This window comes from Agaribacillus sp. DX54, from assembly GCF_056858335.1.
The window spans coordinates 130,030-143,955 of the sequence record NZ_JBXEQE010000002.1 but is presented as its reverse complement, the minus strand read 5'-3'; the positions used below and the strand labels follow the sequence as shown (position 1 = coordinate 143,955).

General features: G+C 40.9%; 13 protein-coding genes. 8 read left to right on the top strand and 5 right to left on the bottom strand.

The window, feature by feature from the left end; all coding sequences use genetic code 11:
• Positions 1–305: 305 nt before the first annotated feature.
• Positions 306–2,363 carry an OmpA family protein gene (locus AC04NP_RS03180; protein WP_482857940.1) on the bottom strand — a complete coding sequence of 686 codons (2,058 nt, stop codon included), beginning with the start codon at positions 2,361–2,363 and terminating at the stop codon, positions 306–308.
• Between the two features lie 262 nt (positions 2,364–2,625).
• On the opposite strand from AC04NP_RS03180, the gene yihA reads away from it, so the two are divergent.
• Both yihA and AC04NP_RS03170 read left to right on the top strand, forming a co-directional pair.
• Positions 2,626–3,231, top strand: a complete 606-nt coding sequence (gene yihA / locus AC04NP_RS03175; protein ID WP_482857939.1) for a ribosome biogenesis GTP-binding protein YihA/YsxC — start codon at positions 2,626–2,628, stop codon at positions 3,229–3,231.
• 15 nt (positions 3,232–3,246) lie between these two features.
• Positions 3,247–3,663: a DUF5606 family protein gene (locus AC04NP_RS03170; RefSeq protein WP_482857938.1), complete on the top strand. Its 417-nt coding sequence runs from the start codon at positions 3,247–3,249 to the stop codon at positions 3,661–3,663.
• 111 nt (positions 3,664–3,774) lie between these two features.
• On the opposite strand, the gene fbp is transcribed toward AC04NP_RS03170, so the two are convergent.
• Complete coding sequence (gene fbp / locus AC04NP_RS03165) at positions 3,775–4,770, bottom strand: class 1 fructose-bisphosphatase (RefSeq protein WP_482857937.1); 996 nt, start codon at positions 4,768–4,770, stop codon at positions 3,775–3,777.
• A gap of 127 nt (positions 4,771–4,897) precedes the next feature.
• Between fbp and AC04NP_RS03160 the strand changes: the two genes are divergently transcribed.
• Positions 4,898–6,178 carry an aspartate kinase gene (locus AC04NP_RS03160; RefSeq protein ID WP_482857936.1) on the top strand — a complete coding sequence of 427 codons (1,281 nt, stop codon included), beginning with the start codon at positions 4,898–4,900 and terminating at the stop codon, positions 6,176–6,178.
• A 12-nt stretch (positions 6,179–6,190) separates the two neighbouring features.
• Here AC04NP_RS03160 and AC04NP_RS03155 read toward each other — a convergent pair whose 3' ends face one another.
• Positions 6,191–7,078 carry a fructosamine kinase family protein gene (locus tag AC04NP_RS03155; RefSeq protein ID WP_482857935.1) on the bottom strand — a complete coding sequence of 296 codons (888 nt, stop codon included), beginning with the start codon at positions 7,076–7,078 and terminating at the stop codon, positions 6,191–6,193.
• Positions 7,075–7,560 carry a low molecular weight protein-tyrosine-phosphatase gene (locus AC04NP_RS03150; protein WP_482857933.1) on the bottom strand — a complete coding sequence of 162 codons (486 nt, stop codon included), beginning with the start codon at positions 7,558–7,560 and terminating at the stop codon, positions 7,075–7,077. The genes AC04NP_RS03155 and AC04NP_RS03150 overlap by 4 nt, the downstream gene beginning before the upstream one ends.
• A 417-nt stretch (positions 7,561–7,977) precedes the next feature.
• On the opposite strand from AC04NP_RS03150, the gene AC04NP_RS03145 reads away from it, so the two are divergent.
• Entirely contained in the window at positions 7,978–8,175 is a 198-nt protein-coding gene (locus AC04NP_RS03145; protein WP_482857932.1) for a hypothetical protein, read from the top strand.
• A 475-nt stretch (positions 8,176–8,650) separates the two neighbouring features.
• Here AC04NP_RS03145 and AC04NP_RS03140 read toward each other — a convergent pair whose 3' ends face one another.
• A complete protein-coding gene (locus AC04NP_RS03140) occupies positions 8,651–9,730 on the bottom strand; it encodes a DUF6588 family protein (RefSeq protein WP_482857931.1) in 1,080 nt (359 codons plus the stop codon).
• A 330-nt stretch (positions 9,731–10,060) separates the two neighbouring features.
• Here AC04NP_RS03140 and AC04NP_RS03135 point away from each other — a divergent pair, with 330 nt between their 5' ends.
• The 4 genes from AC04NP_RS03135 to AC04NP_RS03120 all read left to right on the top strand — a co-directional run bounded on the left by AC04NP_RS03135 (position 10,061) and on the right by AC04NP_RS03120 (position 13,923).
• Entirely contained in the window at positions 10,061–10,690 is a 630-nt protein-coding gene (locus tag AC04NP_RS03135; RefSeq protein WP_482857930.1) for a peroxiredoxin, read from the top strand.
• Positions 10,691–10,779: 89 nt separating this feature from the next.
• A complete protein-coding gene (locus tag AC04NP_RS03130) occupies positions 10,780–12,033 on the top strand; it encodes a 3-deoxy-D-manno-octulosonic acid transferase (protein ID WP_482857929.1) in 1,254 nt (417 codons plus the stop codon).
• Positions 12,023–12,946: a ribosome small subunit-dependent GTPase A gene (rsgA, locus tag AC04NP_RS03125; protein WP_482857928.1), complete on the top strand. Its 924-nt coding sequence runs from the start codon at positions 12,023–12,025 to the stop codon at positions 12,944–12,946. Before AC04NP_RS03130 ends, rsgA begins: the two co-directional genes overlap by 11 nt.
• Positions 12,947–13,110: 164 nt before the next feature.
• Positions 13,111–13,923 (top strand): phytanoyl-CoA dioxygenase family protein, encoded by an 813-nt coding sequence (locus AC04NP_RS03120; protein ID WP_482857927.1) that lies wholly within the window; start codon positions 13,111–13,113, stop codon positions 13,921–13,923.
• Positions 13,924–13,926: the final 3 nt, after the last annotated feature.

Here is a 13,926-nt window from a genome sequence, read left to right as displayed (position 1 = left end):
AAGGAATGGCAGAATGATAACTTTATTTGATAGATTTATAGGGCAAATCTTTTTTGTAGATGGATTTTAACCCATTGATTTAAAGGAGGCAGAGGAGAGGTATGAGGGGTCAGGTATCCGGCTTAATAGATATAATCAATATAACCTAATGTGATAATTTAAGACAACCTCGTGCAAGCGTCCCATGGCTATTGCACAAGTTTCCGACAAAATTCTTTGCCCTAGCATAACAGAAAGCATAAGCAAGACACTTGCACCAAAACAATATTTGTAAATGCTGGCTCTTTATACTACAGTTAATGCCGTTATCTTTTGCTGGTGACCTTAAATTCAACACGGCGATTCAGTTCCCGGCCTTCAAATTCATCATCATTGCTCGCTAAAGGCCTGGTTTTACCATATCCCCTGGACTCCAGTCGCCTGGGATCAATTCCTTTTTTCTTGAGCCATTTCACCACAGCATCAGCCCGCCGCTGTGAAAGGTCTTTGTTGTATATAATGGTGCCGACCCGGTCGGTATGCCCTGCTATCTCCACATCAATATTCGGATTGTTAGACAACAATTTTTCCAGCTTATTCAATTCAACATATGACTCCTGTGTAAAGGTGACCCTGTCAAACTCAAAATAAATATTTCTTAAAACCGTACTTAAACCCACTGTAAGCGGATCAAGTTCGATCTTTCTTCTGATCTCCCTTCGCTTTTCTTTGGCTGCTGGCAGGGTGATTTCAATTGATTTGAAAACATAACCGTCCTTTTCAGCAGTAAGCATAAATTTTTTGGACTCCGGATAGGTCACATTAAAGATAAAATTCCTCTTTTCATCCCTACGAACAGGGATAATGATGTTGTCACCTAAGCCGGTCAGGCTTACTTTGGCATTCAGGGTCTCTGCCGTATTGTTGTCTTCCACCCTTACTTTCAGCGTTACAGGCTGCAGTACCGGCTTGGTTTCCACCGGCTCCAAATTCTTTTCTTCAGGTTCCTTTTCCTCTTCCACATCAGCATCTTTGCTGGCTATAGGCTTTCCGCCATTGACAAGATCCGGAATGGTTACTTCATAAATATCATTGTAACCAAATCCATCCTCTCTTACCGAAGCATAATACCCTCTTTTTCCATCTTTAGTGGAAACGAAAAACACATCGTTATCAGGGGTGTTGATTGGGTAACCCAGATTTACCGGCTCGCTCCATTCCTGGGCTACGCTGTCATATTCTGACTTAAAAATGTCGTATCCACCCATACCCTTCCTTCCTTTGGTACTTAAGTACAGCGTTTTGCCATCATAATGGATAAATGGCGAATCATCATCAAATTCTGTGTTTATCACATCACCGACATTTTTTGCGCGGCTCCATTTTCCACTTTTATCCTTGGTACTGTAATATATATCAAGACCTCCAAAACCGCCGGGCCGGTCGCTGGAAAAGAAAAGGGTCTGGCCATCCGGAGACTCGGAAATGGAGTTTTCCGAAAAACTGGAATTAATGTTTTCGCTAAGGGGTTTGGGTTCTGAATAGGTTCCGTCTTCATTTAAGTTACTCACGTAGATGTCACCACCATTCTCACTTTTATAGATGTAGAGTTGACTACCATCCATGTTCAAAGAGAGGTTAGAGTCATGATACAATGTATTGATCTGATCACCAATGTTTTCTGCTTTTTTCCATTGGCCATTCTCTTTTTTGGCAATAAATATATCTTCGAAAGAAAAGTTGTCATCTGCCACATCCTCATTCACGTTTCCATCTCTTCTTCTCGAAGTGAAAATCAACACATCCTCATCCGCATTTAACACAGGCGCATAATCCATCAATTCGGAATTAACGGCCTTACCAATGTTTACAATGGAAAAATTAGCCGGGTTAGCTGTAAATTCTTTACCGTTTTCGCATTCATAGATATTTCTTTCCACTTCTCTTAGAGGAACAACATCCTGCCCGCGGTAGTTCTTCTCTTGTAATAGCTTTTCTTTGTATTGGTTATAGTATTTCAGGGCATTGTCAAAATCCATACCGTATTGATAGCCTTTGCCGACGTAGTATAGTAAATCAAACCGGTATTCAGGGTCAATTTCATAGGCCCTCAGGAAATATTTTGAAGATCTGTCCTTATTGACAGACTCGATATAAGTCCTGCCTGCCATGTAATTTGCCTTGATATTATCCGGGTCCATGTTGGCTGCCGCAACATATTGTTCATTGGCAATGACCACCGCCTTTTGTTCAAAATAGATCTCATCGGCAATCTCTACCAACTGCTTGGCAACTTCCTTATTCTCGTCCTGGGCAATTGCCCCAAAGTGAAGTCCCAATATAAAAGCAAATGCAAAAAATCCTTTTAAATACTTTTTTGCCATTACTGATTATTATTGTTTAATATCCCTAAATCGCGAATTACTGGTTATGTATACACTAATTTAGGTCAAAGCCATACATTTTGAGACGACCGTAAGATCGCGCTAAAAGGTAAGGCATCACCGTAAAAAACTTTAACTGAATGCTAATTTATGATTAATGTGTGTTAATAAATATGCTAATTTGGATTACATATTACACTAATATTATTAATCATATTTTTTGAATTTTTCATAATTTTACGCCTCCCTCAGGAATTTCACTATGAAAATAAAGGAGGCAGTATTTATTCGCAGCAACACCGATTACAGAAAATGTCCCAACGCAGACAAGCCGGAATATGCTTTTATAGGAAGGTCAAATGTAGGGAAATCATCTTTGATCAATATGCTGGCAGGTAACAAAAGGCTGGCAAAAATTTCCACAAAACCTGGCAAAACACAATTAATTAACCATTTTTTGATCAATAAATTGTGGTATCTGGTTGATTTGCCTGGCTATGGATGGGCCAAAGTAAGTAGAACAGAAAGGGCCAAATGGGAAAAAATGATCAGGGACTATTTTTTAGGAAGGGAAAATTTGCAATGTGTTTTCGTACTGATCGACTCAAGGCTCACCCCTCAACCTATTGATATTGAATTCATCAACTGGCTGGGTCAAAAGGGTATACCGTGTGTCATAGTTTTTACTAAGACCGACAAGATTACCAGCAACAAGGTCGCTCAATCCATAGCAAAGTTCAAAAAACGCCTACTGTCCGATTGGGAGGAAATGCCCCAGTACTTTTTAAGTTCGGCGGTTAATAAAAACGGTCGGGATGAGATACTCAGCTTTATCGCAAATGTTAATGAAAACTATAAGACACACTGAAACATTTTAAAATTTATGGAATTAAGTGAAATTGCCACTTTATCTGGTAAAAGCGGATTGTTCAGGGTTCTAAAGCCCACACGGACCGGCGTAATACTCGAGTCTTTGGATGATAAAAAAACCAAATTGGTGGCCAATGCCCAGCACCGGGTTTCAGTATTGGAAGAAATCTCTATCTACACCACCACCGAAGACGGTTCTGTCCCTTTGAAAAAAATTTTTCATAAGATTGCCAAAGAATTTGACGATGACCCGGGACTGGACAATAACGCTTCTGCAGATGAACTGAAAGCCTTTATTCGCCACATTTTACCCGAATATGATCAGGAAAGGGTATACACATCAGATATCAAAAAATTAGTGTCATGGTATAAAATCTTATACAAGCATGCCCCTGAAGTGTTGACCGGGAAAGATGAAAACGACAGCTAATCCGAGATTTAAATTGTCAATTATCAACTGTCCATTTTAAACTGTTAATTATCAACTGTAAATTGTCAATTATCTATGGTTTCGTGGTGTTCATGTAGTGAGTTCTTACGCTCAATTGTCGGTATGGAAGAAAACTGCCTTGTCTACCATGTTTTTGGAGCCAACGTAGAAGGGGACGCGCTGGTGCATGGAAGCAGGTTGGATGTCAAGGATTCTTTGACTCCCATCCATGGCCTTGCCACCGGCCTGTTCGGCTATAAGTGCAAGGGCATTGCATTCATAAAGAAGTCTTAGTTTGCCATTAGGTTTTTTTTCTGTTGCCGGGTACAAATATATGCCTCCTTTTAGCAGGTTTCTATGAAAATCGGCGACCAACGAACCTATATAACGACCAGAGTATTTGTTCTCCTGGCAATACCGGATGTAGCGTTTAATACCTTCATCAAAGCTTAAGCTGGAACCTTCATTGATAGAATAAATAGTTCCATCTGCCGGGATGGTCATGTTTTGATGAGATAACAAATACTCTCCCAAAGACGGGTCGTAAGTAAAACCATTCACCCCATGACCGGTGGTATATACCAACATAGTGGAAGAACCATACAAAATATAGCCTGCAGCGACCTGTTCAGTGCCTTTTTGCAAATAATCTCTTCCCTCTACTGTACTTCCCAAAGGAGAAATCCTACGATAAATGGAAAAAATGGTTCCTACCGAAACATTGACATCGATGTTGGATGAGCCGTCCAGGGGATCTATGGCCACTATGTATTTTTTGTTATTGTCGATTTCAATCACTTCATCATCTTCCTCCGATATGATGGCACATACTTCCTGCCCCTTGGTAAAAGCCCTGACAAAGCGGATGTTGGCCAGCACATCGAGTTTTTGCTGATCTTCTCCCTGCACGTTCTGAGTCCCGATAGAACCGATGATATTAATCAGTCCGGCCTTATTCATCTCCCGGTTTACCACTTTTCCCGCCAAGGCCAGGTCACGCAACAACTGAGAGAGTTCACCTGAAGCATACTGAAAATCGTCTTGCTTTATTTTAATGAAACGGTCCAAAGCCGTCCCCATAGGTAAGGCAATCCTGGAATCTTCCATGAAAAATTTTGAAGTTTATGTTAATTTATTGTTTCTATATTTAATTTGCCAAAAATAATACTTAAAACCATTGCGGAAAATGAAATTTTCGGGAAACTTACGAATTAACAACAAAGCTGGTAAATAAATGAAGGTATACAAGTTTGGTGGCGCCTCTATCAAAAATGCAGAAGCCGTAAACAACATGATCAGGATAGTGGAAAGTCACAGACCGGAGCAACTGGTAGTTGTTGTATCAGCCATGGGAAAGACTACCAACGCCCTGGAAGAATTGTATCACCTGGCATTTGCCAGACGTCAATTTGAAAAGCCATTTAATGAATTAAAGTCCTATCACCATACTATTGCTTCAGGGCTTATCAAAGATGATAAGCATCAGATTTTTGAAGTTATCAACCAGCTCTTTAACGAGCTTCACAAAGATTTAAATAATCGCCCTCCTGCCCTCGCCAAAGCTGCGTTCTACGATAACATAGTCTCTTATGGAGAGCGGCTTTCTTCCAAAATTATTCACGCGAGGATGAACGAAAATAACCTGAACGCAAAATGGGTTAACGCCAGGGACTTTATTATTACCGACTTTAATTTCAGGGAAGCAAAAATCAATTGGGACCAGACCGAAAAGAATATAAACGGCGCGATAAAACCCCTGTTGAAAGACTATATCTTGTTAACGCAGGGCTTCATAGGCGGCACACCGGATGGGGAATACACTACGCTGGGAAGAGAAGGGTCGGACTTTACGGCTGCCATCATTGCCTCGTGCCTGAAAGCAAAGTCGGTAACTATTTGGAAAGACGTGCCAGGCATACTTAATGCCGATCCGAAGATCATCCGCAAAGCCAAAAAATTTGAAAACCTTAATTACCATGAAGCAGCAGAAATGACCTACTATGGGGCCTCTGTGATTCATCCCAAAACCATCAAGCCACTGGCCAATTTAAACATTCCTTTATTGGTAAAATCTTTTGAAAGGCCGGAAGAAAATGGTACCGCTATCAACGCATTGGATACTGTTCAAAGCGTTCCTTCCATCATTTTTAAGCCTAACCAAAGTCTGGTCACGTTCAAGGTCAAAGATTTTACCTTCATTAATGAAAACAATTTAAGCATCATTTTTCACCTGTTGGACCAACTCAATATAAAAATCAACATGATGCAAAACTCTGCGATTTCATTTTCCATCTGTGTGGACAATCAGGTGGAAAAGGTTTCCGAACTGATAGCTTCGCTCAAAAACGACTTTGAAGTTCAGCATCATACGGGCTTATCCCTGACTACAGTCAAAAACTATGACCTGGAAACTATCAAAAAGGTCTCCGAAGGAAAAGAGATTTTGCTGGAGCAAAAAACAAAGCATACCTATCAAATCGTTGTTGAAGACCAGCACTGGAAATATATGATTTGACGACTGTGTCGACTAATCAGTAAATCTGCGTACAATCCTGTCAATACTATTCAGGTAAGAGGAACCAAATAAGTTGAGATGCACCAGCAATGGATAAAGATTATACACATCCTGTCGGTGATCAAAGCCATTTTCCATGGGATAGGCCTCCTGGTAACTATCATAAAATACTTGGTCAAACCCTCCGAAAAGCCGGGTAAATGCAATTTCCATTTCACGGTGCCCGTAATACGTGGCAGGGTCTATCAGGCAGGGATCGCCATTAGAGGCCGTCATAACATTGCCACTCCATAAGTCTCCATGCAATAAAGAAGGCTTTTCTCTAGGGAAAAGATCCTTAAACCTGGAATACATACTTCTAAAACCATCGGCATATTCCCGGGATATCATCCCCCTTTGTAATGCCAGTCTAAGTGGCACTTCAAGCCTGTTTTCAATGAAAAAATCAATCCATTGGTCCTTCCGGGTATTATCTTGATGAAGTGATCCGATATAATTATGGTGTGTTAACCCAAACAAATCATGGTGATGACCATGCAATGCGGCCAGGTTAACGCCCATGGCCTCCCAATAGCGCTGGTTTGCCGGCCCATTTTCAATAAATTCCAGTACTAAGTAGCTTTCTTCCTGCACTATCTCACATCCCAGTACCTCCGGGATTGTAAACCGGCTGTAATCCTTAAGCAATACGAGTCCTTTGCTTTCTGCCAAAAACATGTCATATTTTTCCTTATGATTCCATTTTACAAAAAAGGGGCCCTGATCCGTTGTCACCAAGACAGCATTGTTTATACATCCACCCGATAGATGCCTGACAGCTTTCACGCTGGCATTTATTCCAAGTACCTTGCTTAGCGCTCCCTCTAGTTGCTGATGTTGATTTTTGAAAACCAAATTCACTGGATTAATGCATGTTTTTTAATCAGGTAATCTAAAAAATGCTTGTTGCAACGGTCTAATATCTCGAAAACATGCTGAAAACCCTGCGGCCCACCAAAATAAGGATCCGGTACATCCGAACCTTTTCCAAGGTTGTCAAACTGTCGCATTTTCATGAGCCCGAATTCATAGGCTCGATGCGCTTCCTGCAACAACAAAATGTCATCGAGATTGCTCTGATCCATGGCTATAATGTAGTCATACAAAGCAAAGTGCTCCACTTTGAATTGCTGACCTTTGTGGTCTAAACGTAAACCATTTTTCAGGGCGTTAGTGACTGTCCTGTGGTCGGGGTCCTCTCCAATATGGTAGTTGGAAGTGCCTGATGAATCGCACTTTATCTTATCGCTGAGGTCGAGGTCTGCAACCTGTCGCTTAAAAATAGCCTCAGACAGAGGGGATCTGCAAATGTTCCCCAGGCAAACAAACATAACTTTAATCACAACATGCGTTTTTTGCTTCAAACTTATGAACAAGACTACAAAACTTTCAAAAACTTTAATAGTCTTTCATTCCATAACAAAAAAATAATATGCCTTTTCTTTGGAAACGATACCTATCTTTTAAATATTTATCAGTCGAAACATTAAAAATCGATAGTGTCGATAATCCCAACAGGAAATATCACAAAAGTTCGAATTTGATGTACTGAAAGCTTATAGCACACATGTTCATATGAGGGTAAGGCAGGATTTGCCGATTATGTGTTTGAATATATGCGGTCTTTTTTCTTCAAAAACCGAAAAAACACTACATGCCCCATATATTTGCATAAATTGACATCCTCATTGAATATGAAAAATAAGATATTTGTATGACTGTAAAATCTAAATTATTATTTAAAGTATTAAGTTTGGTTCATGAAAATCAATAGGGACTCAATTAAATTTCTGACCAAAATTGTAACGCTGGTGGCAGTTCTGCTGGCGGGATATGCAAAAAACAATCAGCGCAGCTCACCAGCGCAAAAGGGAGCGGTTGATTTGATCATCACCAATGGTACTGATCAAAAAACGCCTGAAAAGAAGATTAAAATAACCGGCAATCAAAGTGTCTAAAAAAAATTTAAAAAAATTTGCATAGGGAGGTTACCTATGATGAGTATCCGGTATATATGGGTACATAACACACACATTTTATTTTATTCATACACCTGTTTAACATTTTTCCGGAAAACCTTCTAAAAAAAGAAGGTTTTTCTTTTTATGCTAATTTGAAAGCGGAATCGACCGTCCGGCTCGCCGTTTGAAAGTAAAGCACATTTATAGAGTTGAAAAGGGGAGCATTGAAATCATATGGGACCTATGTATCATACATAGCAAAATGTCGATCATGTGACCATATTGCCGGTCTGAGATAGGTGTATAGCAGTTGCTATAGGCGATAACTTCTTTTCGGAGTGAGTTCTGTGTCCGGCACTTAACAACAAAAATTTCTATCGATTATCGTCACAACAGCATTTTCTAATCTGGTGCAATAATATAATGGAAAAGAAGTATAATGGGGAAAAAAAATAATCAGGTGTGGGAACCTTTACCTTATATTGATCCCCACACCGGCTGTTAAAGTATTGTATTCCTGCAGTGTATAATCTGTGTGAATGGTGAGGAAAGCCAGGAGCTTCATCCTCAAACCGGCAGTTCCACGCAGTCCCGCACTGGAAAACGATAAACCAATAGGATCTACAAGCGTGTCGACAGACTCATCAAGTTCATAGGTACCCAACATTTCCAGCTCAGAACTTGTGTCATTAAAACCAATGGCTCCGTAAACTGTAAATTCGAAAAGTTTCTTCGCAATCAGGTCTTTGGATATGAGGCCCTGAATAGTTAAAGCACGAACACGGTATTCTGAAACCTGGTCATTGGTGCCTTTGTTAAAATCAGAGTTTGTGAGATCGTAGCTGGCATTTATTTTCGTATAGCCCACGAAACCCGACAGGTTGAACTTCGATTCCTCCAGGCTGGGGATCCATTGTTTGATGTCATGCATTATACCAAAGCCAAAAATTGTGCCCTCAAAGTCGTCTGCATTTACGGTAGGCGCCCATCGCAACTTTAATTCCGTATTTTTGGGTAAACCAACGCCCAAATGCGCCATAGGAACCGGCACAAAGTTATGGCCTACTTCCTCCTCCAAATCCAACCCTGAAAGGGCCTCAATGGACAATGTAGTACCTGTGGGCAGTTCATTCTCATCGAAAACCACCAGCTCAATATTTTCGGTCGTTTTGGGCCCCAGCACAGTGGGAAGATCAGCACTGGTTGCCCCGCTTTCCAATCGGATCCTTTCAAAATCACTGTTGGCGAACCTGAATACCAAATCTTTGTCCGGCACCATGGCCAAGTTACCTGTAACGGTAATATCAAAACCAAATAACTTGTGAGGTTTTGCCGTATTGTACCAGCCGTTGGTCAGTCCTATGCCAACACCCTTAAAAACAGGCTCGATGTATTTACCCAGGTATTTTTCCGCATCCTCGGCCCCACTTTCCAGTAAAGCATCAAACTCATCCTGCGCTTTGGCCTTCTGATTAACTAAAAACAAAAGTGTAGCCGCAAGTAGCAGCAATTTTATGAGTATTCTCATTTTAATTCGTAGTTCTAATCCCATATTTCAAATTTGACTATAATATACAAATGTGCTCATAATAGGCAAAATTCTTTATCATCTTTACTGACAAATCTTACATTTGTTTGAATTAGACCATATCTCTCCACCTCCCGGGAATTGTGATTTTGAATTGTAACTATCTGTATGTCAGATGACCGGATTAAAAAGCTATTTATCCATCGCAAAATACGCATTATGCCAACACAACCGGCTCTGAAATAAGGCCGGAACAATTAAAAATTTGTATCATTAGTCACTATGAAATCTCGTAAAGATTATTCACATTTGCATCTATTTTTTAAAGTCAAACATTAAAACAACACAACAAAAATGTCGCTAGTAGGAAAAAAGGCCCCATCATTTTGCGCTCCGGCGGTTATAGATGGGAACCAGATCATTGAAGATTTTTCTTTGGAACAATATGTGGGTAAAAAAGAAGTAATATTCTTCTTTTATCCTAAAGACTTTACTTTCGTCTGCCCCACTGAAATCATCGCGTTCCAATCAAAATTAAAAGCTTTTGAAGAAAGAAATGTAGCTGTGGTTGGTATTTCCACTGACACTGAGGAAACGCATCTGGCCTGGTTGTCCACGCCAAAAAATAAAGGAGGTATCGAAGGAGTCACTTATCCGCTTGTAGCCGATACGGCAAAAACAATTGCAGCAAATTATGGTGTATTGGGCGGGGAATGGCACTACAATGAAGATGGTTCAATAGCATTCGATGGGTTGCCTATCGCTTACCGGGGCACCTTTTTGGTTGATAAGGAAGGAATAGTCAGACATGAAACCATCAATGACCTGCCCCTGGGTCGAAATATTGACGAAATGATCCGGTTAATTGATGCGCTGCATCATGTTGAGGCCCATGGAGAGGTCTGTCCGGCCAACTGGCAGGAAGGCAAAGAGGCTATGGCTGCTACCAGGGAAGGCATTGCCCACTACCTTTCAAACAACTAGTATTGGTTTGAGGCTACAAAAGTCTTCAGGGCTTTTGTAGTCTTTTTCATGAAGGGTTTTTTATTTTTGCAGGGTAAACAAAAAATTGAATGAAGTCTCTCCTTTACAATTTGCTCATTCAAACTTACGGTTTAGCCCTGCGATTGGCCTCTCTTTTTAACAAAAAAGCCAAGCAGTTTTTAGCGGGAAGAAAAGACTTATTTGACAAACTATCTACTGAATTCCAGGATAATCAGGCACCGGTAGCCTGGTTTCATTGCGCATCGCTGGGTGAATTTGAGCAAGGAAGACCCGTAATAGAGGCATTGAAGGAGGAAATGCCTGAGTATAAAATCCTGTTAACTTTTTTTTCCCCATCCGGTTATGAGATAAGAAAAGATTATCAGGGCGCCGATTTTGTCTATTATCTTCCCCTGGATACCTGGCAAAACGCCCGCCGTTTCATAGGTATCATCAGTCCCGCTGTTGCCTTCTTTGTTAAATATGAGTTTTGGCATAACTACATCCTGGAGTTGAAAAGGAAAAACATTCCCATCATTTCCTTCTCGGCCATATTCAGGTCAAATCAATTATTCTTTAAACCCTGGGGAGGATTTTACAGGAACATTTTACATAACATCAGCCACATTTTTGTGCAGAACGATGCCTCATTTAATCTTTTGAAAAGCATCAATATTACACAAACCTCTGTAAGTGGTGATACCCGCTTTGACCGGGTGTGGAAAATCTGCCAACAGGTTAACCCTATGGAAGAGGTGGCTGCTTTCAAAGCCGATAGCAAATTGATGGTCGTTGGCAGCAGTTGGCCTGAAGACACGGAGGTTTTGATCCCCTTCATCAATGCCTGCAAGGAGATTAAATTTATAATCGCCCCGCATGAAATCAAGGATGCGGACATGGCATCCGTTGAAAACAAATTGCAACAGCCTTCAATCCGGTATTCCTCATTAATTGGCCATGACGGCCATCGATACCAGGTCTTGATCATCGATAATGTAGGCATGTTGTCTTCACTTTACCAATTTGGCGAATTTGCTTACGTCGGAGGGGGATTTGGCAAGGGATTGCACAATATTCTGGAGGCAGCTACTTTTGGTTTACCTGTTTTTTTCGGAGATAAAAATTATGCTAAATTTCAGGAAGCCAGGGACCTCGTTGCCCGGGGAGGCGCATTCACCGTTTCAGACAGTGCCAGTTTATCAGCAAAGTTCAGCAAACTCAACAATGATCCAACGGCCTGGTCCAGAACAAGCACCATCAACAGCGATTATGTAAAGCACCATACGGGTGCCACAGAAAAAATTCTTGATCATTGCAAAAACCTGTTGTTACATGCAGGGTAGGGTTTTTAAATCAACCGGTATGTGGTATGAGGTGGTCGATGACAATCACCATCGCCATCAATGCAGGTTACGGGGAAAAATTAAACTTGAAGGTATGAAAACCAGCAATCCTATTGCAGTAGGCGACTATGTAACGTTTCATCCGGAAGACAACAAGGACCGGACAGGGGTAATCACAGACATTCTGCCTCGCAGCAACTACCTTATCAGAAAAGCCACAAAAACGTCGAGACAGAGCCACATATTGGCTTCAAACATCGATCACGCTATGTTAATGGCTACTTTTGCCTATCCAAAAACCTCGCTAGGGTTTATTGACAGATTCCTGGTGACTGCCGAATCATTCAGGATTCCTGTGATGATTTTGTTCAACAAATGTGATCTCCTGAATGCAGAAGAAAAAAAGGAGGTGATGCAAATCATGTCGGTTTATCAATCTATTGGGTACCATTCCTATTTAATTTCCGTTTTACATGCCACCGGTATGTCGGGCTTTCGACAGGCTATAAAAAACAAGACCTCCTTGCTGGGAGGGCATTCCGGGGTAGGAAAATCCTCGCTTCTCAATAAGATTATACCCGGAATCGATCAAAAAACAGCCGATGTTTCTGATTTTGCCAACAAAGGGGTACATACCACAACATTTGCAGAAATGTTTGAGGCGGAAGAGGGCACTTACATCATCGATACGCCAGGCATCAAAGAGCTTGGCTTATCGGACATAAGCCAGCACGAACTCTGCCACTACTTTCCTGAAATGAGGAAATTGCTGGGAGAATGCAAGTTTCACAATTGCCACCATATTCATGAACCAGGTTGCGCCATCCTGCAGTCTGTCCGGGAAGGAGACATTGCCCAAACCAGATATGATAGCTATCTTAGCATGTATCAAAATCAGGACAATCGCCGTTAGAGGCTGTGTGAAAACAACAATATTGCAAAAATTGACCAAATTAAATGCTGCTTTAGTTAATTGAAGGAAAAAATAAATAACATATGCTCATTTCATCGACTTTTCTCAAAATAATATTTTGAGAAAAGTTTTAAACGTTTCATTTTTACATAGCCTGGTTAGCCATGATGTTACACTTGAATGGACATAATATTCAACTCAATATTGAAGGGGAAAGGGCCTTTGGGGATAAAGTCAACCTCTTGTCTGAAGATGATGATTTAACACAAGATACCGAATTTGCCGGTACAGGATACGCCTTAAAACCATTTTTGAAAGAAACCCTCTATCAACCATTCATGGCTGGTATCAAATCTTTAATACTTCGTCATCTCAGAAATTCAGGGCTGCGCATCGATGACAATTTCAATTTAACCCGGTATCATCGGTTGATCGGTGACGACTACCAGCAACATTTAAAGGTTATTGAAAGAACTAAACTTGTTCAAAACATCGATTTTCCCATTGATATCAGGCATGTGGAAAACAGGATATCCGATATTTGCAAGGTGCCCCTCAAGGTAAAAAACCCATTGACACGCGAAGAGGTATTTCATTTCCGAATTGTCAGACCTCATACGACTGATCACAACCCTTTGCATCGCGATGTGTGGCAGCATGAAAACCGGCATGCCATTAATTTATATATCCCGCTTGCCGGCAGTAATGAGCTTTCCTCTTTAACGCTTGTGCCCGGAAGTCATCGTTGGACTGAAGACTTAACAGAAAGGACTTCCCGGGGAGCCATAGTCAATAAAATCAGGTTCAATGTTCCTGGTCTGACCAGGTCAAAAAAGCAACTTGATATTACCAGGCCCAATCCGGCCGAAAATGAAGTATTGGTGTTTTCTCCATATCTGATTCATGGTGGTGCCATTAACCTGAACGAAGATACGACCAGGATATCCCTTGAAATGCGACTCTGGCGGAAAAAGTAATGA